The 22,499-nt window shown below is 74.1% G+C and carries 16 protein-coding genes and 2 pseudogenes; 8 read left to right on the top strand and 10 right to left on the bottom strand.

What is annotated here, in order from left to right:
* Window positions 1-129 precede the first annotated feature (129 nt).
* Window positions 130-1,380 (bottom strand): extracellular solute-binding protein, encoded by a 1,251-nt coding sequence (locus IE321_RS02675; protein WP_043229715.1) that lies wholly within the window; start codon window positions 1,378-1,380, stop codon window positions 130-132.
* 297 nt (window positions 1,381-1,677) lie between these two features.
* Between IE321_RS02675 and IE321_RS02680 the strand changes: the two genes are divergently transcribed.
* On the top strand, window positions 1,678-1,896 hold the full coding sequence (locus tag IE321_RS02680) for a dodecin (RefSeq protein ID WP_190221574.1): 219 nt from the start codon (window positions 1,678-1,680) through the stop codon (window positions 1,894-1,896).
* A gap of 158 nt (window positions 1,897-2,054) precedes the next feature.
* Here IE321_RS02680 and IE321_RS02685 read toward each other — a convergent pair whose 3' ends face one another.
* Window positions 2,055-2,543 carry a phosphatase domain-containing protein gene (locus IE321_RS02685; protein WP_043229682.1) on the bottom strand — a complete coding sequence of 163 codons (489 nt, stop codon included), beginning with the start codon at window positions 2,541-2,543 and terminating at the stop codon, window positions 2,055-2,057.
* Window positions 2,544-2,612: 69 nt separating this feature from the next.
* Between IE321_RS02685 and IE321_RS02690 the strand changes: the two genes are divergently transcribed.
* Complete coding sequence (locus IE321_RS02690) at window positions 2,613-4,985, top strand: ATP-binding cassette domain-containing protein (protein ID WP_190221575.1); 2,373 nt, start codon at window positions 2,613-2,615, stop codon at window positions 4,983-4,985.
* Here IE321_RS02690 and IE321_RS02695 read toward each other — a convergent pair.
* The 4 genes from IE321_RS02695 to IE321_RS02710 all read right to left on the bottom strand — a co-directional run bounded on the left by IE321_RS02695 (window position 4,982) and on the right by IE321_RS02710 (window position 9,052).
* On the bottom strand, window positions 4,982-5,662 hold the full coding sequence (locus tag IE321_RS02695) for a DUF5701 family protein (RefSeq protein WP_190221576.1): 681 nt from the start codon (window positions 5,660-5,662) through the stop codon (window positions 4,982-4,984). The two genes, IE321_RS02690 and IE321_RS02695, sit on opposite strands and share 4 nt — an antisense overlap.
* A gap of 80 nt (window positions 5,663-5,742) precedes the next feature.
* Complete coding sequence (locus tag IE321_RS02700) at window positions 5,743-6,486, bottom strand: succinate dehydrogenase/fumarate reductase iron-sulfur subunit (protein WP_043229679.1); 744 nt, start codon at window positions 6,484-6,486, stop codon at window positions 5,743-5,745.
* On the bottom strand, window positions 6,483-8,423 hold the full coding sequence (locus tag IE321_RS02705) for a fumarate reductase/succinate dehydrogenase flavoprotein subunit (RefSeq protein ID WP_190221577.1): 1,941 nt from the start codon (window positions 8,421-8,423) through the stop codon (window positions 6,483-6,485). The genes IE321_RS02700 and IE321_RS02705 overlap by 4 nt, the downstream gene beginning before the upstream one ends.
* A 2-nt stretch (window positions 8,424-8,425) precedes the next feature.
* The gene (locus tag IE321_RS02710; protein WP_229916286.1) at window positions 8,426-9,052 is read right to left on the bottom strand and encodes a succinate dehydrogenase; all 627 of its coding nucleotides are present in this window, start codon (window positions 9,050-9,052) and stop codon (window positions 8,426-8,428) included.
* A gap of 232 nt (window positions 9,053-9,284) precedes the next feature.
* Here IE321_RS02710 and IE321_RS02715 point away from each other — a divergent pair, with 232 nt between their 5' ends.
* Window positions 9,285-10,190 (top strand): LysR family transcriptional regulator, encoded by a 906-nt coding sequence (locus tag IE321_RS02715; protein ID WP_190221579.1) that lies wholly within the window; start codon window positions 9,285-9,287, stop codon window positions 10,188-10,190.
* A 9-nt stretch (window positions 10,191-10,199) separates the two neighbouring features.
* Here IE321_RS02715 and IE321_RS02720 read toward each other — a convergent pair whose 3' ends face one another.
* Together IE321_RS02720 and IE321_RS02725 are read right to left on the bottom strand one after the other, a co-directional pair.
* On the bottom strand, window positions 10,200-10,868 hold the full coding sequence (locus tag IE321_RS02720; RefSeq protein WP_043229674.1) for a response regulator: 669 nt from the start codon (window positions 10,866-10,868) through the stop codon (window positions 10,200-10,202).
* A 206-nt stretch (window positions 10,869-11,074) separates the two neighbouring features.
* Window positions 11,075-12,004, bottom strand: a pseudogene (locus IE321_RS02725) (HAMP domain-containing sensor histidine kinase); the annotation flags it as partial.
* Window positions 12,005-12,266: 262 nt separating this feature from the next.
* On the opposite strand from IE321_RS02725, the gene IE321_RS02730 reads away from it, so the two are divergent.
* The 4 genes from IE321_RS02730 (at window position 12,267) to IE321_RS02745 (ending at window position 18,126) form a co-directional block, all read left to right on the top strand.
* The gene (locus tag IE321_RS02730; protein ID WP_043229672.1) at window positions 12,267-12,737 is read left to right on the top strand and encodes a cation:proton antiporter regulatory subunit; all 471 of its coding nucleotides are present in this window, start codon (window positions 12,267-12,269) and stop codon (window positions 12,735-12,737) included.
* A 3-nt stretch (window positions 12,738-12,740) separates the two neighbouring features.
* Window positions 12,741-13,979, top strand: a complete 1,239-nt coding sequence (locus IE321_RS02735; RefSeq protein WP_226652692.1) for a cation:proton antiporter — start codon at window positions 12,741-12,743, stop codon at window positions 13,977-13,979.
* Window positions 13,980-13,991: 12 nt separating this feature from the next.
* Window positions 13,992-15,860, top strand: coding sequence for an NAD-binding protein (locus IE321_RS02740; RefSeq protein WP_229916279.1), 1,869 nt, complete (start codon window positions 13,992-13,994; stop codon window positions 15,858-15,860).
* An 88-nt stretch (window positions 15,861-15,948) separates the two neighbouring features.
* The gene (locus IE321_RS02745; protein ID WP_190221580.1) at window positions 15,949-18,126 is read left to right on the top strand and encodes a hypothetical protein; all 2,178 of its coding nucleotides are present in this window, start codon (window positions 15,949-15,951) and stop codon (window positions 18,124-18,126) included.
* A gap of 144 nt (window positions 18,127-18,270) precedes the next feature.
* Here the strand turns inward: IE321_RS02745 and IE321_RS02750 are convergent.
* Together IE321_RS02750 and IE321_RS02755 are read right to left on the bottom strand one after the other, a co-directional pair.
* A pseudogene (locus IE321_RS02750) lies at window positions 18,271-20,443 on the bottom strand (putative bifunctional diguanylate cyclase/phosphodiesterase).
* The gene (locus IE321_RS02755) at window positions 20,440-21,252 is read right to left on the bottom strand and encodes an SAM-dependent methyltransferase (protein ID WP_190221581.1); all 813 of its coding nucleotides are present in this window, start codon (window positions 21,250-21,252) and stop codon (window positions 20,440-20,442) included. Before IE321_RS02755 ends, IE321_RS02750 begins: the two are co-directional and overlap by 4 nt.
* Before the next feature lie 554 nt (window positions 21,253-21,806).
* On the opposite strand from IE321_RS02755, the gene IE321_RS02760 reads away from it, so the two are divergent.
* The gene (locus IE321_RS02760) at window positions 21,807-22,460 is read left to right on the top strand and encodes a hypothetical protein (protein WP_229916281.1); all 654 of its coding nucleotides are present in this window, start codon (window positions 21,807-21,809) and stop codon (window positions 22,458-22,460) included.
* The last annotated feature ends 39 nt before the right edge of the window (window positions 22,461-22,499 follow it).

The raw sequence follows: 22,499 nt of genomic DNA on the forward strand, positions 1-22,499 counted from the left end.
TGCGGCCCGGCCCCTCGTTTCTTCCGCCGCCGACTGGATTCGACATGACCGGCCGGGGGATCGCGGGTGTGGGAAGGCTGAATGCTGCGCGGCGCCCCCTCGGAGCTCGGCCGGGGGCGCCGCGACGGGTCATTCGGCCAGGGTGTCGGTGATGGCCTCGGAGGCGGTGCGGGCCGCCTTCTTGGCGTCCTCGCCCTCCAGGACGGCGGTCATGAAGGGCTTGATGGGGTTGTCGCCCTCGACGCTGGCCCACTGCGGGGAGTTGGGGGTGGCGCGGCCGTTGGCGGCGCCGGCGGCCATGGCGGCGGTGGCCTCCTGGCCGGAGACGACGGAGGCGAGGCCCTTCTTGTTGGGCACGTAGCCCATGGCCCGGGCCAGTTCCGTCTGCCACTTCTCGCCCGCGAGCGCCTTGACGACCTCGAGGGCGGCGGCGCGGTCGGGGGCGTTCTCCGGGATGATCAGGTCGGAGCCGCCGGTGAAGACCGCGCAGGGGGTGCCGGCCTTCTTGCCGGGGATCGGGAAGTAGCCGAGCTTGTCCTTGAGGCCGGGGTTGGCCTTGAGGACGGCGGCGACGGCGCTGGGGGTGGCGACGATCTGGGCGACGTCGCCGCGGGCGAAGACCTCGGCCTGCGGCGGGTTCTGCTCGTCGGCGTTCTTCGGGCCGGAGCCGAGGGACTGGAGGTCCTTGTAGAAGTCCATGCCTCGCAGGGCGGCGGGGCTGTCGAGGGCGCCGGTCCACTCGCCGCCCTTGTCGACGGCGAGCTCGCCGCCCTCGTCCCAGATGAACCCGGCGAGGGTGTACCAGTCCTGGCCGGCCAGGTAGATGCCCTGGGATCCCTGCCGGTTCAGCTTCTCGGTGGCGCTCAGCCACTCCGCGCGGGTGGCGGGCGTCGCGTCGACGCCCGCCTGGGCGAAGAGGTCCTTGTTGTAGATGACGATGCGGTTGGCGGCGTACCAGGGGATGCCGTACTGGGAGCCGCCGATGCTGCCGGGCTCGGCGAGACCGGGCAGCCAGTCCTCGCTGCCGAGGTCGCGGACGGACTCCAGGGTGAGGTCGAAGAGGCGGTCGGTGTCGGCGTACTGGGCGACCTGGGTGTTGCCGACCTCGATGACGTCCGGTCCGCCGCCGCCCGTGATGGCCTCGGTGACCTTCTTGCCGATGCCGGTCCACTCCTGGATGGTGACGTTGAGCTCGACGTCGTCGTGCTCGTCCTCGTACGCCTCGGTGAAGCGCTTCAGGAAGTCCTCGCTGACGCTGTCCCGCATGAGCCATATGTCGACCGTTCGGGTCTCGCCCCCGGCGCCCGGCAACAGCCCGCAGCCCGCGAGGGCGAGTGCGGTGGCGGCAGCCAGCGGGCATGCGAGAAAGCGGTTCTTCACGGAGGTCACCTTCGGTTCAGCACACGGCGGTGCGACATGGGGGGCTGACCCGACGTGGGGGGACCGAACGGGTTGTTCGCGCGGGTATGTGGCCTGGATTCTGGTCTGGACCAACGAAGTGGTCAAGTCCTTGACCATCTCGTTCCCGGATCGGGCGGGGCAATCGGAACGGTTACCCACGGGTACGGGCGAAGGGGGCGGCACCGGCCCGCGCCGTCCCGCCGTGTCGCGCGCCGCCCGGCGCTGGGGCACGGTGGAGTGAGCCCCGCCGAGGGCACCGAGAGGAGTCCGGCCCCCATGTCGAACCACACCTACCGCGTCACCGAGATCGTCGGCACGTCCACCGACGGCGTCGACCAGGCCATCCGCAACGGCATCGAACGCGCCTCGCAGACGCTCCGCGGCCTCGACTGGTTCGAGGTCACCCAGGTGCGCGGGCACCTGGTGGACGGACGGATCGAGCACTACCAGGTCGGCCTGAAGGTCGGCTTCCGGCTGGAGGACGAGGTGGCCTGACCGGCCCTACGCCCCGGGGCGGGCGGTCGGGCACGGTGAGGCGCACGCCGGACCCGGCCGCCCGCCTCCGCGCACGGGGTCCCGGCCGGCCGCCGCGGGATCGCCGGTCCCGCCCGGCAGGCTCCCGCCCCCCTGCGCCCCCGGGCGCAGGCCGCGGATCAGGTCCGCCCCTCCCGCTCCTGGGCCTCCCTCAGCGCCTCGGAGGGGGTCGCCCAGCGGGCGCGGACGACCGGGAAGCCCGCCTCCTCGGCGGCGTCGCAGACCAGCGCGTCGTCGTCGACCAGCATGCGGACGGCGCGCTCGGCGCCGAGCCGCCGCAGGATCTCCACCTTGGTCACCCGCGCGGGCCGGAAGTCGCGGTGCCGCCGCATGTGCAGCGGCCCCTCGGGCAGCCCCTGCGCGGCCAGCCAGGCCAGCGTGTCCCGCCGGCAGCGCTCCGGACGGCCGGTCAGATAGACCACCTCGCACTCCTCGGCGGCCGACCGGCACAGGGCCACGCCCTCGATCAGCGGTGGATCGTCGGGGGCCGCCCCGAAGAAGCCGTCCCAGTCCCGGGGCCTGCGCTCCAGGTGGTGCTGACGGTGGGCGGTGTCGGCGAGCGTGCCGTCGAGGTCGAAGACGGCCAGCGGCCGGGTGTCTCCTGTCACACGGCCAGCCTAGGAGCCGCCACCGACACCCGCCGGGGCGGGGAGACCGACATTGGATAAAATCTCCCGATGCAGGAACACGTCTCCGCTCATGACCCCTTCGTCCGTGTCCGCGACGCCCGCGAGCACAACCTCAGGGGCGTGGACGTCGACATCCCCCGCGACACCCTCACCGTCTTCACCGGGGTCTCCGGCTCGGGGAAGTCCTCCCTCGCCTTCGGGACCGTGTACGCCGAGGCCCAGCGGCGCTACTTCGAGTCGGTCGCGCCGTACGCCCGCCGCCTGATCCACCAGGTCGGGGCGCCGAAGGTCGGCGAGATCACCGGGCTCCCCCCGGCGGTCTCGCTCGAACAGCGCCGCGCCGCCCCGAGCGCGCGCTCCTCCGTCGGCACGGTCACCACCCTGTCGAACTCGCTGCGGATGCTCTACTCCCGCGCCGGCGACTACCCGCCCGGGGCGCCCCGCCTCGACTCCGACGCCTTCTCGCCCAACACGGCGGCCGGCGCCTGCCCGTCCTGCCACGGCCTCGGCCGGATCCACGAGACCAGCGAGGAGCTGCTCGTCCCCGACCCGGACCTGTCCATCCGGGAGGGCGCCGTCGCGTCCTGGCCGGGCGCCTGGCAGGGCAAGAACCTCCGGGACGTGCTCGACGCCCTCGGCCACGACGTCGACCGGCCCTGGCGCGAGCTGGACCCGAAGGACAGGGAGTGGATCCTCTTCACCGAGGAGCAGCCGGTCGTCACCGTGCACCCGGTCCGCGAGGCCGGCCGGATCCAGCGGCCGTACCAGGGCACGTACACCGGCGCCCGGCGGCTCGTCCTGCGCACCTACGCCGACTCCAAGAGCCCCGCGCTGCGGGCCAGGGCGGAACGCTTCCTCACCAGCGCCCCCTGTCCGGTGTGCGGCGGCGGCCGGCTGCGCGCCGAGGCGCTGGCCGTCACCTTCGCCGGACGGACCATCGCCGAGCTGGCCGCGCTGCCGCTGACGGCCCTGGCGGAGGTGCTGGCCCCGGCCGCCGCGCCCGGCGGCCCGGAGACGGCGCGGGTGCTCGCCGAGGACCTGCTCGCCCGGATCGCCACCGTCACCGAACTCGGCCTCGGCTACCTGGGCCTGGACCGCGCCACCCCCACCCTGTCCAGCGGGGAGCTCCAGCGGCTGCGGCTCGCCACCCAGCTCCGCTCCGGACTCTTCGGCGTCGTGTACGTGCTCGACGAGCCGTCCGCCGGTCTGCACCCCGCCGACACCGAGGCCCTGCTGGTCGTCCTCGACCGGCTGAAGGCGTCCGGCAACACGGTCTTCGTCGTCGAGCACCACCTCGACGTGGTCCGGCACGCCGACTGGCTCGTGGACGTCGGTCCGCGGGCCGGGGAGCACGGCGGCCGCGTGCTGCACAGCGGCCCGCCCGAACTCCTCGCGCACGTCGAGGAGTCGGCCACCCGCCGCTTCCTCTTCGACCGCTCCCCCATGCCCGAACGGCCCGCGCTCGCCCCGGAGGAGTGGCTGCGCACCGGCCCCGTCACCCGGCACAACCTGCGCGGGGTGGACGCCGCCTTCCCCCGGGGCGCCCTCACCGCGGTCACCGGCGTGTCCGGCTCCGGCAAGTCCACCCTGGTCGGCGCGCTGACCGGTGAAGGGGGCGACGCGGGACGGATTGTGACGGTGGACCAGAAGCCGATCGGCCGCACCCCGCGCTCCAACCTGGCCACGTACACAGGCCTCTTCGACGTGGTGCGCAAGCTCTTCGCGGAAACGGAGGAGGCGCGGAGCCGGGGCTACAAGGTCGGACGCTTCTCCTTCAACGTGCCCGGGGGCCGCTGCGAGACCTGCCAGGGCGAGGGCTTCGTCTCGGTGGAGCTGCTGTTCCTGCCGAGCACGTACGCGCCCTGCCCGGACTGCCGCGGCGCCCGCTACAACCCGGAGACGCTCCAGGTGCGGCTGCGCGGCCTGACGATCTCCGAAGTCCTCGACCTGACCGTCGAGTCGACGGCGGAGTTCTTCGCGGACGACACGCAGGCGGCCCGCGCCCTGACCGCCCTGCTCGACGTCGGCCTCGGCTACCTGCGGCTCGGCCAGCCGGCCACCGAGCTGTCCGGCGGCGAGGCCCAGCGCATCAAGCTCGCCACCGAGCTCCAGCGCCCGCGCCGCGCCCACACGCTGTACGTCCTCGACGAGCCGACGACCGGTCTGCACCCGGCCGATGTCGAGGTGCTGGTCCGGCAGTTGCGCGGGCTGGTGGACGGCGGCCACACGGTGGTCGTCGTCGAGCACGACATGGACGTGGCGGCCGGCGCCGACTGGGTGGTCGACCTCGGCCCGGGGGGCGGCGCGGACGGCGGCCGGATCGTCGCCGAGGGTCCCCCGGCCCGGGTGGCGCGGTCGGCCGGCAGCCGCACCGCGCCCTATCTGGCCCGGGCCCTGGGGATCGCCGGAGTCGCCGACTAGCCGGCGCGGCCCGTGGTGGAGCCGAAGCCGAGCCAGGTGTGACGGTTGTTCCACCAGCACCAGCCGACCTTGGGCGCGCCCTTGCGCTCCTTGCCGTCCCGGCCGGTGCCGTTGCTGATCCAGACGGCCGGGGTCCGGGCGTCGAAGGAGCCGTTGGCCTTGCGGAGGCGCGAACCGATGGTCATGAAGCACTTGTTGCGCTCCAGGACCTCGGGCCGCTGGAGCAGCCAGTGGATGCCCTCGGTGAGGACGAGCGGGGTCCGGCCCGCGGCGGTGAGGGCCGGCAGGGCCTCCTCGGGGCTCCAGTTGCCCAGGTGGTCGCCCCGGTCGAGGCCGTGGACCAGGTAGAAGGGCCCGTCGGGGAGCTCCACCCCCTGGGGGGTGAAGGCGTCCACGTCCTCCATGTCGACCACGAGGAAGCCGGGCCTGTCCGCGAGGCGGAGCAGCGGCGTGAGGGCCGAGGCGGGCGCGGCGGCCGGGTGGACGGCGAGGAGGGAGCCCTCCGGGGCGTCGACGGCGGCCTTCTCCGCGTAGGCCCGCAGCGCGTCGGCGTCGACGCCGGTGAGGGCGGGCACCCCGAGCCCGATCAGCCGCTCGGCCTGGTCGGCGAGCGGGGGCAGCGGGAAGGCGCTGGTGAAGGCGGAGGCGGACGGGGTGGTGCGCGGGGCGTCGGGCAAGGTTCTCCTCTGTCGGAACTGCGTCGGCCCGGGTGGAACGGCCCGGGCCGGCGCAGGGTTCCCCGCCCGGGGGAAGTACGTCACCTCACCTTGCGCCGGGCCCGCAGCCACTCCTTGTTCATGGCGGCGATCGACGGCAGCGGGATGCCCTTGGGGCAGGCGGTGGCGCACTCGCCGGTGAGCGTGCAGCCGCCGAAGCCCTCCGCGTCCATCTGGGCGACCATGTCGAGCACGCGGGTCTCGCGCTCGGGGGCGCCCTGCGGCAGCACGTTCAGGTGGTTGATCTTGGCGGAGGTGAAGAGCATCGCCGAGCCGTTCGGGCAGGCGGCGACGCAGGCGCCGCAGCCGATGCACTCGGCGTGCTCGAAGGCGGAGTCGGCGTCCGCCTTCGGCACCGGGGTGGCGTGGGCCTCCGGGGCGGAGCCGGTGGGGGCGCTGACGTAGCCGCCGGCCTGGATGATCCGGTCGAAGGCCGAGCGGTCGACCACGAGGTCCTTGACGACCGGGAAGGCGGAGGCGCGCCAGGGCTCGACGTCGATGGTGTCGCCGTCGCGGAAGGAGCGCATGTGGAGCTGGCAGGTGGTGGTGCGCTCGGGGCCGTGGGCGTCGCCGTCGATGACGAGGCTGCACGCGCCGCAGATGCCCTCGCGGCAGTCGTGGTCGAAGGCGACGGGGTCCTCGCCGCGCAGGATGAGGTCCTCGTTGAGGGTGTCGAGCATCTCCAGGAAGGACATGTCGGGGGAGATCCCGTCCACCTCGTAGGTGGCCATGGCGCCCTCGGTGCCGGCGTTCTTCTGGCGCCAGACGCGCAGGTTGAGCTTCATGCGTAGCTCCGCTGGGTGGGGTGGACGTACTCGAAGGTGAGCTCCTCCTTGTGGAGGACGGGGGCTTCCGGCGTGAACTCCCAGGCGGCGGCGTACGCGTACGCGTCGTCGCGGCGGGCGGCCTCGCCGTCGGGGGTCTGGGACTCCTCGCGGAAGTGGCCGCCGCAGGACTCGGCGCGGTTCAGGGCGTCGAGGCACATCAGTTCGGCGAGTTCGAGGTAGTCGACGATCCGGTTGGCCTTCTCCAGCGACTGGTTGAACTCCTCGCCGGTGCCGGGGACCTTGATGCGGCGCCAGAACTCCTCGCGGATCTCGGGGATCCGGCGGAGCGCGGTGCGCAGTCCCTCCTCGGTGCGGGCCATGCCGCAGAACTCCCACATGACCTCGCCGAGTTCGCGGTGGAAGGAGTCGGGGGTGCGGTCGCCGTCGACGGACAGGAGGAGGTTGAGCCGGTCCTCGGTCTCGGCCAGCACCTCGCGGACGGCGGGGTGTTCGTCGGTGACGGGCTCGGCGGCGGGGTGGCGGGCGAGGTAGTCGTTGATGGTGGCGGGCAGGACGAAGTAGCCGTCGGCGAGGCCCTGCATGAGGGCGGAGGCGCCGAGCCGGTTGGCCCCGTGGTCGGAGAAGTTGGCCTCGCCGATGGCGAACAGGCCGGGGACGGTGGTCTGGAGGTCGTAGTCGACCCAGAGTCCGCCCATCGTGTAGTGCACGGCCGGATAGATCCGCATGGGGACCTCGTACGGGTTCTCCGCGGTGATCCGCTCGTACATGTCGAAGAGGTTGCCGTACCTGGCCTCGACGGCGGCGCGGCCCATCCGGGCGATGGCGTCGGCGAAGTCCAGGTAGACGCCCTGGCCGCCGGGGCCCACTCCCCTGCCCTCGTCGCAGACGTTCTTGGCGGCGCGGGAGGCGATGTCGCGGGGGACGAGGTTGCCGAAGGAGGGGTAGATCCGCTCCAGGTAGTAGTCGCGCTCGTCCTCGGGGATCTCGGCGGCGGGGCGGGTGTCGCCCTTGGCCTTGGGGACCCAGATGCGGCCGTCGTTGCGGAGCGACTCGCTCATCAGGGTGAGTTTGGACTGGTGGTCGCCGGTGCGCGGGATGCAGGTGGGGTGGATCTGGGTGAAGCAGGGGTTGGCGAAGTACGCGCCGCGCCGGTGGGCCCGCCAGACGGCGGTGGCGTTGGAGTTCATCGCGTTGGTGGAGAGGTAGAAGACGTTGCCGTAGCCGCCGCTGGCCAGGACGACGGCGTCGGCGTAGTGGGTGGTGATCTCGCCGGTGATCAGGTCGCGGGCGACGATGCCGCGGGCGCGGCCGTCTACGACGATCAGGTCGAGCATCTCGGTGCGGGCGTGCATCTCGACGTTCCCCGCGGCGATCTGCCGGGACAGCGCCTGGTAGGCGCCGAGGAGGAGCTGCTGTCCGGTCTGGCCGCGGGCGTAGAAGGTGCGGGAGACCTGGACGCCGCCGAAGGAGCGGGTGTCGAGGAGTCCGCCGTACTCGCGGGCGAAGGGGACGCCCTGGGCGACGCACTGGTCGATGATCTCGACGGAGATCTGGGCGAGCCGGTGGACGTTGGACTCCCGGGCGCGGAAGTCGCCGCCCTTGACGGTGTCGTAGAAGAGGCGGTGGATCGAGTCGCCGTCGTTGCGGTAGTTCTTGGCGGCGTTGATGCCGCCCTGGGCGGCGATCGAGTGGGCGCGGCGCGGGGAGTCCTGGAAGCAGAACTGGACGACGTGGTAGCCCTGTTCGGCGAGGGTGGCGCCGGCGGAGCCGCCGGCGAGGCCGGTGCCGACGACGATGATCCGGTGCTTGCGCCGGTTGGCGGGGTTGACCAGCTTCGCCTCGAAGCGGCGGGTGTCCCACCGTTCGGCGATGGGGCCGGCCGGTGCCTTGGCGTCGGCGATCGGTTCGCCGGTGCGGAAGTCGAGGTAGCTCATGGTCAGTTCACCACTCCGGTCATGACGCCGACGGGGACGGCGATGAAGCCAGCGGTCAGGGCGAGCGCGAGGACGTCCGCCGTGCGGCGCAGGAGGCGTTCGCGCCGGGCGTTGCCGACGCCGAGGGTCTGGGCGGCGCTCCAGAAGCCGTGCCGGACGTGGAGTCCGACGGCCAGCATGGCGACGATGTAGATCGTGTTGCCGTACCAGGTGGAGAAGGTGTCGATGACGTTCTGGTAGGGCCTGCCCTCCTCGAAACCGCCGGGGTGCACGGTGCCGGTGGTGAGGTCGAGGACGTGCCAGACGATGAAGAGGGCGAGGATGATCCCGCCCCAGCGCATGGTGCGGGTGGCGTAGGAGGAGCCCTTGCGCCGGTGCGCGTAGCGGGTGGGGCGGGCCTTGAGGTCGCGCCGGCTGAGCTGGTACGCGGAGACGGCGTGCGCGCCGACGGCCGCGAGGAGCACGATCCGGGCGAGCCACAGCCCCCACTCGTGGTGCAGGATCGGGGCGCCCATCACGCGCAGCCAGTGCGCGTAGCCGTTGAACTCCTCCGGGCCGAAGAAGACCTTGAGGTTGCCGGCCACGTGCGCGACCAGGTAGGCGAGCATGATCAGGCCGCTCGCGGCCATCACGGTCTTCTTGCCGATGGTCGACGACCAGAAGCCGCGGGTGGGGGTGCGGGACGGCGGCCGGGCGGGGGCCGTGTCCCGGGCGGACGCCGAGCCCTTCGACGTCGCCGTGTCCTTGCTGGATGCCAGAGCCATGCCCTCGACGCTAGGGCCGAAGGACCCGAGAGGTCCAAGACATGGTCCAGCTGATCTCCATAGGCTGAAGCTATGCGTGTGCCCTAGGCTGGGATCCATGCAGTTCCAGCAGCTCCTCTACTTCGTGGCCGTCGCCGAGACCCGCCACTTCACCCGGGCCGCCGAACGCGTCCACGTCTCGCAGCCCTCGCTCTCCCAGCAGATCAAGGCGCTGGAGCAGGAACTCGGCGCCGAACTGTTCAGCCGGGCCCGGGGCAACATCGCGCTCACCGACGCGGGCGAGGCCCTCCTGCCTCTCGCCCGACGGATCCTCGCCGACACCGAGACGGCCCGCCGCGAGGTCCAGGAGCTGGCCCAGCTCAAGCGCGGCCGGGTGCGGCTCGGCGCGACGCCCAGCCTCTGCACCGGCCTCCTCCCCGACGTGCTGCGCACCTTCCACGACCTGCACCCGGGGATCGAGCTGCTCATCGAGGAGGGCGGCTCGCACGACCTGGTGCGGGAGCTGGCCCGCGGCTCCATGGACCTGGCGCTGGTGGTGCTGCCGCTGCCGTCCCCTTCCCCGGCGCTGACCACGGTGGAGCTGCTCCGCGAGGACCTGGTGGTGGTCTCGGCGGCCTCGGCGCCGCCGCCGCGCCGTCCGGTGCGGATCACGGATCTGCGCGAGCAGCCGCTGGTGATGTTCCGGCACGGCTACGACCTGCGGGAGCTGACCGTGGGGGCCTGCCGGGCGGCCGGTTTCGAGCCGACGTTCACGGTGGAGGGGGGTGAGCTGGACGCGGTCCTCGGCTTCGTGCGGGCCGGGCTCGGGCTGGCCGTCGTCCCGGCCATGGTCGCCGCCCGCGCCGGCCGCGACCTGCGCGTCACCGCGCTCGCCCGGCCGGGCCTGCGCCGCACCATCGGCCTGGCGCACCGCAGCGACGTGGCGCCGCCGCGGGCCGCGCGCGAGCTCCAGAAGCTGCTGATGGCCTCGCGGCGCGGGAAGCCGGGCCCGGACGTCCCGTGACGGAGGGCCTCAGGGTTCGATGAGGCCCGCGCGGATCGCGTACCGGGTGAGTTCGAGCCGGTCGCGCAGCCCGAGCTTCTGGAGGATGTTGGCGCGGTGCCGCTCGACCGTCTTCGGGCTGATGAAGAGCAGGTCGCCGATCTCCTTGGAGGTGTGTCCCTCCGCGACCAGCTTGAGGATCTCCTCCTCGCGCTCGGTGACCGGCCGCTCGGGCAGCCCCGCGCCGGACCGCGCCCGGTCCAGGTAGCTGCGGATGAGCGCGGTCTCCGCGCCCGGGTAGATGAACGGTTCGTCACGCAGCGCCGACCGGCACGCCTCGACGAGGTCCCGGTCGGCGACGGACTTCGGCACGTACCCGTTGGCGCCGGCCCGCAGCGCCTCGAAGAAGTACTCCTCGTTGTCGTACATGGTCAGCATCAGGATCCGCAGCCCGGGCCGGAGCCGGGCGAGTTCGCGGGCCGCCTGGAGCCCCGTCATCCGGGGCATCGCGATGTCCAGGACGGCCAGGTCGAGCCCGTCGTCCCGGCGCGCGGCGGCGACGGCCTCGGCCCCGTCCCCCGCCTCGGCGACCACCTCCAGGTCCGGCTCGGCGTCGAGGATCAGCCGCACCCCGCGCCGTACCAGCGCGTGGTCGTCGACGAGGAGGATCCGGGCGGGCGGGCGTACGGCGGAGGTCATCGCTCGTGTCCAGGAGTCGGGGGCGGGGGCGAGGCCGGAAGCGGGGACGGAGTCGGGGGCGCGAGCAGGGGTGCCGTCGGGGCCGAGGCCGTGCGCCCGGTCGGGGCGGGTGCCGGGATCGGACGCACGGCCGGGGTCGTCTCCGGGATCGGGCCCGCGGCCGGAGTCGGCTCCGGGATCGGACGTGCCGTCGGGGTCGGCGCCGGGGGCAGGTCCAGGCGTACCTCGGTCCCGCCCTTCTCCCCCGCGCCGACCCTCAGCGCGGCGCCGACCAGCAGCGCGCGTTCCCGCATGCCGCCGATGCCGGCGCCCTCGGCGGCGCCGCCCGTGCCGCGTCCGTCGTCGCGGACGAGGAGGCGGGTGCCGCCGTCGGGGGCGGGCCCGAGGAGCAGGGCGACGTGGCCGGCGCCCGCGTGCCGGGCCGCGTTGGTGAGGCCCTCCTGGGCGACGCGGTAGACGACGAGTTCGGTGGCGGGGTCGAGCGCGGGCGCGCCGGGGGCGAGGTGGGTGGTCACCCGCAGGCCCGGGGTGGAGAGTTCGCCCGCGAGGGAGCGGAGCGCGCTGTGCAGGCCCAGCTCTTCCAGGACGCCGGGCCGCAGACGGCGGGCGATCCGGCGGATCTCCTCCAGGCCGGCCCGGGTGGTCTCCTGCGCCTGGCGCAGGTCCGCGCGCAGCTCCTCCGGGGCGTGGTCGGCGGTGTGCTTCAGCTGGAGGAGGACGGCGGTGAGGGTCTGGCCGACCTCGTCGTGCAGTTCGCGGGCGATCCGCTGCCGCTCGGCCTCCTGCGCGGTGAGGACCCGCCCGCTGCTGGTGGCCCGCTCGGCCTCCAGGCGGTCGAGCATGGCGTTGAAGGCGGCGGTCAGGTCCGCGATCTCGCCGCGCCCGGTGACCTCGGCGCGGGTGCCCGGCTTCAGCAGGTCGGCCGTGGCCATGGCGCGGCGGAGCCGCCCGAGCGGGGCGAGCCCCACCCGCAGCAGCGCCGCGTTGAGGACGAGCATCAGCACCAGCCCGCAGACGACGACGATCGCCTCGCCGAGGAGCACCGGGGTGGAGACGGTGACGGGACCGAGGAGCAGTCCCGCGGCGAGGATCAGCACGGCCGCGTTGAGGAGGAAGATCCGTCCGTACAGTGACACCGTCCCGCTCTCCCTGCCTCCGCCGACCCTGCCGGTACCCGCCTGACCTGCGGGGAAGCCTATGCGCCCCTTCATCCTGCGGGGCTTCCGGGGGCCCTGTCCATCCGTGCCGGCACCCATGTGCGAGGCCCCCCGGAGATGGCAGCATGGACCGGCCGCGGCCCCGGACCGCCCGCCCGCGCGGAGGGCCACCGGCCTCCTCGCCGCGCGCCCCCGCAGAGCAGAGACGACACGAGGAGTCCGGGCCGTGCCCACTTCACGGATGAGCTCGACGCCGTTGCCCGGCGTCGGCGTCCAGTACGACCTCACCACCAGAGAGCACCGGCACCTGTCGGTGATCGCCCACCGGGACGGCACCCGCAGCGTCAACGTCTACCGGTCCGACGACCCGGACGCCTGCCTGCAGTCCCTGCATCTGACCGCGGGCGAGTCCGCCGCCCTGATCGACGCCCTGATGCCCTCCCACCACAGCCCGAACCTGCTCCACACCACGGAGCTGGGCCTGGTGGCGGAACGCGTCGAGCTGTCCTCGGTCTCGCACTGGAACGGGCGGACGCTCGGCGAGACCCGGATGCGCACGGAGACGGGCGTGTCGATCGTGGCCGTGCTGCGCCGCGCGGACGCCGTCCCCTCCCCCGGCCCCGGCTTCCGGCTCGCCGGCGGGGACACCCTCATCGTCATCGGAACCCACGAAGGCGTCGACGCCGCCGCCGCGATCCTTGGAAGGGAGTGATCGGTGCATTCGTCCGCCGTCTTCCTCATCGAGTTCGGAGCGATCATCCTCGGCCTCGGCCTGCTCGGCCGGATGGCCGGGCGGCTGAAGTTCTCGCCCATACCCCTCTATCTGCTGGCCGGTCTGGCCTTCGGCGAGGGGGGACTGCTGCCGCTGGGGGCAAGCGAGGAGTTCGTCGCCATCGGCGCCGAGATCGGCGTCATCCTGCTGCTCCTGATGCTCGGTCTGGAGTACACGGCGACCGATCTGGTCACCAACCTCAAGACGCAGTACCCGGCCGGTCTCGTCGACGGGGCGCTCAACGCGCTGCCCGGGGCGGCGATGGCGTTCCTGCTGGGCTGGGGCCCGGTGGCGGCCGTGGTCCTGGCCGGCGTCACCTGGATCTCCTCGTCCGGTGTCATCGCGAAGGTGCTGGGCGACCTGGGGCGCCTGGGCAACCGGGAGACCCCGGTGGTGCTGAGCATCCTGGTCCTGGAGGACCTGGCGATGGCGGTCTACCTGCCGATCGTGACCGCGCTGCTCGCCGGCGCCGGGCTCGCGGCGGGCAGCGCCACGCTCGCCATCGCGCTGGGCGTCGCCGGCCTCGTCCTCTTCGTCGCCGTCCGGTACGGGCGGCTGATCTCCCGCTTCGTCTCCAGCGACGACCCGGAGAAGCTGCTGCTCGTGGTGCTCGGTCTGACGCTGCTCGTCGCCGGGATCGCGCAGCAGCTCCAGGTGTCCGCGGCGGTCGGCGCGTTCCTCGTCGGCATCGCGCTGTCGGGTGAGGTCGCGGAGGGCGCGCACCATCTGCTGAGCCCGCTGCGGGACCTGTTCGCCGCCGTCTTCTTCGTCTTCTTCGGGCTGCACACGGATCCGGCGAGCATCCCGCCGGTGCTGCTGCCCGCGCTGGCGCTGGCCGTCGTCACCGCCGGCACGAAGATCGCCACCGGTTACTGGGCGGCGCGCCGCAACGGCATCTCCCCGAAGGGCGCCTGGCGGGCGGGCGGGACGCTGGTCGCGCGCGGCGAGTTCTCGATCGTCATCGCGGGGCTGGCGGTCTCCGCCGGGATCGAGCCGTCGCTGGGCCCGCTGGCCACCGCGTACGTCCTCATCCTGGTCGTCGTCGGCCCGCTCACGGCCCGCTACACCGAGCCCGTCGCCGGCTGGGTCATCGCCCGGCGAGGCGGCCGGGACGGGGGGCCGGGGCCGGAGCTGGAGCGGCTTCCGGTCGCCGGGCCCGAGCCCGTCCGTCACGAGAGCTGAGCGGGAAGCGCCATGGGGGAGGCAGCGCGGGGCCCCGCGCCGGAGCGGGCCATGCTCGTGCTCGGCGACGACGCCCTGGCACACCGGCTCGCCGCGGAGCTGGCCGAGGTGTACCGGCGGGACGTCGTGCTCGTCACGCCGGGGCCGGAGTCCGCGCCGGGCGGGCCGGGCCGGATCCGGTACGTGGAGGGCGCCGCGCCCGACGAACGGACCCTGCTCCGGGCCGGGTTACGGGAGGCGGAGGCGCTGGCGCTGCTGTACGAGGACGACGAGGTCAACATGCGGGCCGCGTTCCTGGCGCGCCGGCTCGCGCCCGGTGTGCGGCTGGTGCTGCGGATGTACAACCGCAACCTCGGGCACCGGATGGCCGACCTGCTGGACCGGGCGGGCGAGCAGCTCGCCGCCGTCGCGCCCGGCGCCGGTCCCGCGCCGCGCGACGCCACCACCCTCGTGCTGTCCGACGCGGACACCGCCGCCCCCGCGCTGGCGGCGACCGCCGTCGCCGGGACGCGGAAGGTCGTGCAGGCGGACGGGCTGCTGCTGCGGGCCGCCGAGCGGATGCCCGAGGGGCCTTCCGCGCTGGCCGAGCCGGGACTGTGCACGCTCGCGCTGCTGTCGTCGACCACCACGGACCCCGCCGGCGCGTACGGCTCGGACCGCAGCGGGGGCCTCGCGCCCCGGCTGCTGCCGGACGGCGCGGAGGTGCGGGCGGCGGCCGGGCGGATGGCGGTCGTCCTGGAGGCGATCGGGCGCGAGCCCGCCCTCCCCCGCCGGCGCGAGAGCCGGGGCGCCTCGCCCCGCGAGCTGCTGTCGCCGCGGCTGCGGTGGGCGCTCGCCGGGGTGGTCGCGGCCGTGACCGCGCTCACCGCCGCCGCCATCCTCGCCACCGACGCGCACCCGTTGCACGCGGCCTACCTGACGCTCCTCGACCTGTTCTCGATCGGGGATCCGGCGGTCGGCGAGGAGACCGCCCGGCAGGTCCTCCAGCTGCTGGCGGGGCTCCTCGGCCTCGCCCTGCTGCCGCTGCTGATCGCGGGTGCCCTGGAGGCACTGGGCGCGTACCGCAGCGCGGCGGCCCTGCGGCGCCCGCCCCGGGGCCTGGACGACCACGTGGTGCTGCTCGGGCTCGGCCGGATCGGCACCCGCGTGCTGGTCCGGCTCCGCGAGCTGGGGGTGCCGGTGGTGTGCGTGGAGGAGGACCCGGAGGCGCGCGGGATCCCGTACGCCCGGCGGCTTCGGGTGCCGGTGGTGCTCGGCGACGTCACCCAGGAGGGGGTCCTGGAGGCGGCGAAGGCGCACCGCGCGCACGCCCTGCTCGCCCTCACCAGTTCGGACACCACGAACCTGGAGGCGGTGCTGGCGGCCCGGACGCTGGCGCCCGAACTCCTCGTGGCGCTGCGGCTGTACGACGACGACTTCGCCACCACGGTCTACCGCACGCTGCGCGCCGCGCACCCGGACGCGCTCACCCGCAGCCGCAGCGTCTCCACCCTGTCCGCCCCGGCCTTCGCGGGCGCGATGATGGGGCGTCAGATCCTGGGTGCCATCCCGGTCGAGCGGCGGGTGCTGCTCTTCGCGGCGGTCGAGGTGGCGGGCGTGGCGCACCTGGAGGGACGCACGGTCGCGGAGGCGTTCCGGCCCGGCGCCTGGCGGGTCCTGGCGCTGGACACCGGCGCCGGAGAGGAGGAGGGGCGCGCCTCGGACGCCGGCCCCGCGGAGCCCCCGGCGCTGCTGTGGGACCTCCACCCGGGGTACGTGCTCCGCCCCGGCGACCGCGTGGTGGTGGCGGCGACCCGCTCGGGCCTGCCGGAGCTCCTCGGCGGCGCGCGGGCGCCGGCTCCGGGCGCCGTGCCGCCGCAGGGTGCCGGCCAGCCCGGCTGACCCGCTCCGCGCGAGCCGGCCGGGGAGGCCCTTCGGGGCGCCCGAAATCCGCGTGCGGACCGGTCGGGAGGGCTGCGAGCATCGCGGGATGGACCACGTTCTCGAACGCCTGCTCGTCCGGCACACCCTCCGGCTGCCCGTTCCCCCCGGTCCCGCCGGGGACGGCTCCGCCGTCGCCCTGCGGTTCGACGCCGCGCTGCGGACGGCGGGGTTCGCCCTGTCCTCACCGCTGCTGAGGGAGCTGTCCGGCCGGTCCCCCGAGACGGTCGTCGAGCTGGCCCGGTGGGCGCTGGAGGCGGTCCGCGAGCGGGTCGGCGACCACGTCCGGCACAACACGTACTTCCTCGACTTCCCGGCCAACGTCCCCGACACGGGGGAGTTCTGGCTGTGGTGCGTCCTGAAGGGGCTGGAGGACCCGGCGGCCCGCGAGTCGGTCGAGGCGCAGCTGAGCGCCGGGGTGCTGAACCTGCTGACGCTCCCCGCCTACGGGCGCTACCCGCACTCGTACGAGGAACTGCTCGCGGCCCATGAGGAGTTGGTACCGGCGGCCGGGGACCGGCTGACCGTACTGCACCTCGGCGGGCCCGTCGGGGAGGAGCTGGGCGCGCTGTACGGGGCGCTGGCGGGGTCCGTGACCCCGCTGGGCGACGAGCACCTGGCCGACCTGGCGGTGCTCGCCGAACACTGCGCGGACGGGCCGCAGCCCGCGGAGATCCCGGTCCGGGAGATCCGGGCCGTGGTGAACCGGGCCCGGCTGCGGGCCGGCGCGGCGCCGCTGCTCGACACCGTCACGGACGTCCTGCGGCTCGCCTGCGCGCTGGCCGACGGGGACGTGACGCTGCGCGAGCGGACCCGCTTCCGCGGGCTGTCCCGGCCGGTGCGGCGCGCGCTGCTCGCGGGCCTCGACGGCGTGGTGGCGGGGGCGCCGGAGAAGCTGGCCGACGTGGGCCGGCACCGGGAGGCGTGGAAGCGGCTCGGGGAGCGGCTGCACCCGCACGCCTACCCGGCCTGGCCGCACGCCGCCCAGGTGTTCGCGGTCGCCCGGGGCGAGCTGCGGGCGCCGTCGCTGGATTCCCTGACCGAGGCGCTGCTGGCCGCCGGGGACGTGCCGGGGGCGGCGGAACTGCTGGCGTCGGCCGCTCCGGGACGGCTGTTCCGGGGGCTGGACCGGCTGCTGCGCTCGGCGGCGGACGAGGCGGGGCGCGAGGCCGTGCTCGCGGCGGCGGAGCGCGTCGCGCCGCGGGTCGCGGGCCGGGTGGTGCTGTCGGTGCGGGAGCACCTGCAGAACCGGCACATCGGTCCGGGCGCGCCCCGGCGCCTGTTCGTGAACCGCCAGGGGCGGGCGTGGGTGACGGCGGACACCCGCCGCGCCCTGCCCCGGGAGGTCCAGCGGCGGCTCCTCGCGCTGGTGGACGGGGAGACCCGGCGGCGGCTGCCCGCACCCGGGCGGCTGCTGGTCGACCCGCTGATGCTGGACGTGGCGCTGCCGTTGAGCGGGCGGGCCTCGTCGGGGGGCTTCGGGGTGCTGCCGCGCGGTTCGGTCGCGCCGGTCGACGGCGAGCTGCTGCGGTTCTTCATGTACTGGAAGGAGGCGCGGCGGACGACGGACCTGGACCTGTCGGCGCTGCTGCTGGACGAGCGGTACGCGACGGTCTCCTGGCTGTCGTACACGGAGCTGACCACGGTGGAGGGCCGGCACTCCGGGGACATCACCGAGGCCCCGGACGGTGCCTCGGAGTTCATCGAGCTGCGACTCGGCGCGGTGCGCGGCACGTTCGTGGTGCCGCACGTGCACGTGTACGCCGGCGAGGGCTTCGACGAGACGGCCGAGTCCTTCTTCGGCTACATGCTCCGCGAGGGCGAGCAGGGCGGCCGGCCCTTCGAGCCGCGCACGGTCCGGATGAGGTCGGAGCTGCGCGGGCCGGGGCGGGTGGCCATGCCGCTGGCGTTCCGGCGGGACGAGGAGGGGCGGTGGCACGCGCACTGGCTCCACCTGTGCCTGCGGGGCACGCCGACCGACAACCGGGTCGAGGACCACCGGGTGTCCTTGGCGACGCTGCTGCGCGGCGCGGTCGAGCACGCGCCGGTGACGGTTCGTCATCTGGTGGAGCTGATGCGGGAGTCGGGGTCCGAGGTCACGGAGTGGTCCGGCGGCGAGCCGCCGGCCGGGCCGGTGACGTACCTGGGCCTGGCGCGGCCCGAGGGGCTGGCGCCGGGCTCCCGGGTGGTGACCCCGGAAAATCTGCGCGACCTGGTCCCGGCCTGAGTGCTACGGTCGGTCCGGGGGCGAGGCCATGAAGGGGCTTCCTTCTCATACTCCTGATGACATAGCCCCTTCGCTCTCCTCGCCCCCCTTCGCACTTCACGCGTGGGGCCCGGTCCTCGGAAGGACCGGGCCCCACGCGTGTGCTCAGACCGCGTCGGCGAGGACCAGGGAGTGGATGCGGTCCGGGGCTCCGGGGCGGGCGTAGTACCAGCCCTGGGCGGTGTCGCAGCCGAGTTCGCGGAGGCGTTCGGCCTGCGCTGCGGTCTCCACGCCCTCGACGGTGACGGCGAGTTCGAGGCTGTGCGCGAGGGAGACGATCCCTTCGACGATCTTCAGGTCGACGGGGTCCACCGGGTGCTGCTGCATGCCCCGGGTGAAGGAGCGGTCGAGCTTGAGGACGCTGACCGGGAGGCGGCGCAGGTTGGCCAGGTTGGAGTAGCCGGTGCCGAAGTCGTCCAGGGCGATGTCGACGCCCATCTCGGCGAGCTGGCGCAGCGGTTTGAGGAGGTCCTCGTCGGCGCCGATCAGGGCGGACTCGGTGACCTCCAGGCAGAGCGCGCCGGGCGCGAGCCCGGAGCGTTCCAGCACGTCGACGGTGTCGGCGACCAGCCGGGGGTGGTGGAGCTGGGTCGGCGACAGGTTGACGTTGATGCGCAGCGGGGTTCCCGTGGTGGGGTCGTCCAGCTGCCAGGAGCGGGCCTGGCGGACGGCCTCCTGGAGGACCCAGCGGCCGAGCGGCACGATGAGCCCGGTGTCCTCGGCGAGCGGGATGAAGCGGTCGGGACCGAGCACGCCGTGCTGGGGGTGGCTCCAGCGGACGAGGGCCTCCGCGCCGTGCACGGTGCCGTCGTCGAGGTGGACGAGCGGCTGGTACTCGATGAAGAACTCGCCGCGCTCCAGGGCGGTCGGCAGGGCCGTGGTGAGGCCGTGCCGGGTGATGGCGCGGGCGTCGGCCTCGGGGTCGGCGAGCTCGAAGCGGTTGCCGCCCGCGGACTTGGCCCGGTACATGGTGATGTCGGCGCTGCGCAGCACCTCGGCGGCGGTGCGCTCGCCGGCCGGTCCCTCGACGACGCCGAGGCTGCCGCGCACGGTCAGTTCGCGGCCGTCGACGCCGACGGGGGTGGCGAGGGCGGCGAGGATCCGGTCGGCGAGCGCGGTCGCGTCCCGTTCGCCGCCGGTGCTGGTGGTGAGGGCGACGAACTCGTCGCCGCCGAGCCGGGCGACCATCTCGCCGGGGCCGGTGGCGCACGCCTGGAGCCGGTCGGCGACCTCGACGAGGAGCCGGTCGCCGGTGGAGTGGCCGAGGCTGTCGTTGATGGCCTTGAAGCCGTCGAGGTCCAGGTAGCAGAGACCGAAGCGGCCGTCCTCGCCGGCGGGGGCCAGGGCCTTCTCCAGGCGCTCGAAGAACAGCGTCCGGTTGGGCAGCCCGGTGAGGGCGTCGTGGGTGGCCTCGTACCGCAGGCGCAGGTGGAGCAGGCGCCGTTCGGTGATGTCCTCCATGAGCGCCAGCTGGTACTGGGGGTGGCCCTGGGCGTCGCGGAGCAGGGAGACGGTGAGGTTGGTCCACAGGACCGTGCCGTCGCCCCGGTAGTAGGGCTTCTCCACCCGGTACTGCTCGCGTTCGCCGCGCACCAGTTCCTCGTAGAGCCGCCAGACGTGCGGCCCGTCCTCGGGGTGGACCCACTCGCTGACGTTGCGGCTGCGGACGTGGGCCTCGACGCCGCCGAACATGCGGGTCATGGTGTCGTTGATCTCGACGAGCCGGCCGTCGAGGTCGGCGATGCCGATGCCGATGGCGGCGCCGTCGAAGACGGCCCGGAAGCGGCTCTCGGTGGCGTGCAGGGCGATCTCGGCGGCGCTGCGGGCGGAGAGCGCGGAGCGGGCGATGGCCTCCTGCTCGACGCGGGTCCGCTCGCGCAGGGCCGCGGCGTAGCCGGCGGCCATGGCGTGCTGGAGGCGGGCGCAGCGGGCCCGCAGCTCCTCGGCGGTGAGCTCGGGGTCCGTACCGCAGTAGAGGACCAGGTACGAGTCGACCACGCCGAGGCTGCGGCCGAGGGCGTCCGGGTCGGTGCAGTGCGCGTCGACCAGTCCGGCACCGGGCCCGGTGGGCGGGGGCGGTGTCGAAGGGGCGGGCGAGCAGCGCGCCGCTGAGCAGGCGGGCGAGCGGGAGGAGGTGGACCTCGAACTCGGCGCGGGTGAGGGAGGTGGCGGTCACCGGGAAGATGGCACGGCTCCAGATGGTGACGAACCGCCTGAGTCTGTCCTCCGGGCCATCGGCTTCCGCGACGTTGCCGGACGGCTGCGACGGCACCTTCACGCCTTGCGCCCCACACCTGCGAACCCGGAGAAGGCGTACGGATCCTCCTCCTCGGCCGGGCCGTCGGGCCGCCAGAGCGGCATCGGGACCAGGCCGGGCTCGACGAACTCCGTGCCGTCGAAGAAGCGGGCGATCTCGTCCCGGGAGCGCATCACCAGCGGGCTGCGGGTGCTGCGGTAGACGTCGACGGTGCCGCTGGCGCGCTCCTGGTCCACCGGGATCCCCTCGTAGGAGGCGTGGGTGACGATCAGGAGGCTGCCGGGGGCGAGCGCGTCGAGGAGTTCGGCGACGGCCTCGTGCGGCCGGTCGGCGTCCTCCAGGAAGTGCAGGACGGCGACGAGCATCAGGGCGACCGGCCGGTCGGGGTCGATCAGGCCGGTGACCTCGGGGCTGCGCAGGATCTCGGCCGGCTTGCGGAGGTCGGCGGGGACGACGGCGGTGTGGTCGACGCCCTCCAGGACGGCCCGGCTGTGGGCGACGGCCACCGGGTCGTGGTCGACGTAGACGACGCGGGCGGCCGGGTCGGCGGCCAGGGCGACCTCGTGCACGTTGCCGAACGTCGGTATGCCGGAGCCGATGTCGAGGAACTGGGTGACGCCGCCCGCGACGGCGAAGCGGACGGCCCGGCGCATGAACGCCCGGTTCGCCTGCATGATCTTGGGGAGGCCCGGCAGGAACTCCATGGCCTTGCGGGCCGCTTCCCGGTCCACTTCGAAATTGTGCGAGCCGCCCAGATAGAAGTCGTACATACGGGACACGCTGGGTACCGAGATGTCGATACCCGGCGGAGCCCAGGCGGGACGCTCCATCAATGTCTCCAACAAGTCGCCACGGGGGATGCGGCCCGGAGTTCGCGGCCGTGTTCGAGGTGAGGCTACTGATCGGCCGCCGAGAGAGCGAGTAGAAACGGAAATTCGCGGTCCGTTCTTGGTCACACGCCTTTGGCACGTGCGTGCGGAACGAAGAGTTCACGCCTTCAGGCCGTGCAGGTTCACGTGCATATGGTCGTGCGCCGGTTCTCCGGCGGGGTCCCGCACGCCCGTTGGGCGGCCCCGCACCCGGCCCCACCTCGGGGGCGGGCGCCCCGGGGATCGTCCGCCGACCCGGATCGCGGCACCGGGACGGGCCCCTGACAGGGCGACAACCGGACAGTTCTTCCGAACGTCCCCCGCGATGGCCCGCGTCGGCCATTCCATGCCCCTTCTCCCACCCCTTCCACACCTCCGGGAGAGAACCGATCCCCGCGCGGATTAGACCCGACGGCGGCGAAACGTCAAACCAGACATCCGAAGATCCCCACCATCCGGGGAATCCGGCCGCATTCGGCCCCCGGTTCGGCGTCCGTGTGTTCAAGCTCGTCGGCGTGTCTCTGTACGGATCACCCCTCGCGCGGTCGCTGGCGGCCGCCGGACTGGTGTGGCTGCTCGCCGCACCCGTGCCGGCGGCCGCCGACTCCTGCGCCTACGCCACGGTCGGGCCGAACGGCTCACACACCTCGGTGTCGGTGGTCGGCCCCGGTGCGTGCTCCCCGTCGCCGAAGCCCACCCCGCCGAAACACCCGACCCCGAAACCGCCGACCCTGCCCCCGAAGCCGCCCCTGCCGCCCAAGCCCCCGAAACCTCCGAAGCCTCCGAAGCCGCCCGAGCCGACCCTGCCGCGCCCCTCGCCGCTGCGGCCCGGGTCCCCTCCCGAGCTGCCCGCCGCGCCCTCCGCCGTCCGGCCGCCCGCCACCACCCCGGCACCCCGGCCCGCCCCGGTACCCCCCTCCCCCGCGCCCGCCACCCCCGCGCCCGAGGAACCGCCGCCCCCCACGCCTCCGGCCCCGACCCCGCCGCCACCGCCCAGTCCGCCGGCGGCGTCGCCCGCCGCGCCGCCGAGCCCGGTGCCGCTGCCGCACTACCAGCGGACCTCCCGGCCCCAGCCGAAGAGCACGTCGTCACCCGTCACCACGATGCTCCTCCTCACCGCGCCGGCCGTGCTGGCCACCGCGATCCTGCGTCCGCGCTCCTCCCGCTGATCCGGCCCCGAGCCCGTACGCCCCCCGAACCGAACTCCC

Source organism: Streptomyces hydrogenans (assembly GCF_014656075.1).
GTDB classification, from domain to species: domain Bacteria; phylum Actinomycetota; class Actinomycetes; order Streptomycetales; family Streptomycetaceae; genus Streptomyces; species Streptomyces hydrogenans.

Excerpts from the sequence above, each read along its gene's own strand:
- IE321_RS02745 (WP_190221580.1), top strand. The coding sequence starts at position 15,949 with ATGGACCACGTTCTCGAACGCCTGCTCGTCCGGCACACCCTCCGGCTG.
- IE321_RS02710 (WP_229916286.1), bottom strand. The coding sequence starts at position 9,052 with ATGGCCGCGAGCGGCCTGATCATGCTCGCCTACCTGGTCGCGCACGTG.
- IE321_RS02720 (WP_043229674.1), bottom strand. The coding sequence starts at position 10,868 with ATGACCTCCGCCGTACGCCCGCCCGCCCGGATCCTCCTCGTCGACGAC.
- IE321_RS02740 (WP_229916279.1), top strand. The coding sequence starts at position 13,992 with ATGGGGGAGGCAGCGCGGGGCCCCGCGCCGGAGCGGGCCATGCTCGTG.
- IE321_RS02705 (WP_190221577.1), bottom strand. The coding sequence starts at position 8,423 with ATGAGCTACCTCGACTTCCGCACCGGCGAACCGATCGCCGACGCCAAG.
- IE321_RS02730 (WP_043229672.1), top strand. The coding sequence starts at position 12,267 with ATGAGCTCGACGCCGTTGCCCGGCGTCGGCGTCCAGTACGACCTCACC.
- IE321_RS02690 (WP_190221575.1), top strand. The coding sequence starts at position 2,613 with ATGCAGGAACACGTCTCCGCTCATGACCCCTTCGTCCGTGTCCGCGAC.
- IE321_RS02700 (WP_043229679.1), bottom strand. The coding sequence starts at position 6,486 with ATGAAGCTCAACCTGCGCGTCTGGCGCCAGAAGAACGCCGGCACCGAG.
- IE321_RS02755 (WP_190221581.1), bottom strand. The coding sequence starts at position 21,252 with ATGGAGCGTCCCGCCTGGGCTCCGCCGGGTATCGACATCTCGGTACCC.
- IE321_RS02680 (WP_190221574.1), top strand. The coding sequence starts at position 1,678 with ATGTCGAACCACACCTACCGCGTCACCGAGATCGTCGGCACGTCCACC.
- IE321_RS02715 (WP_190221579.1), top strand. The coding sequence starts at position 9,285 with ATGCAGTTCCAGCAGCTCCTCTACTTCGTGGCCGTCGCCGAGACCCGC.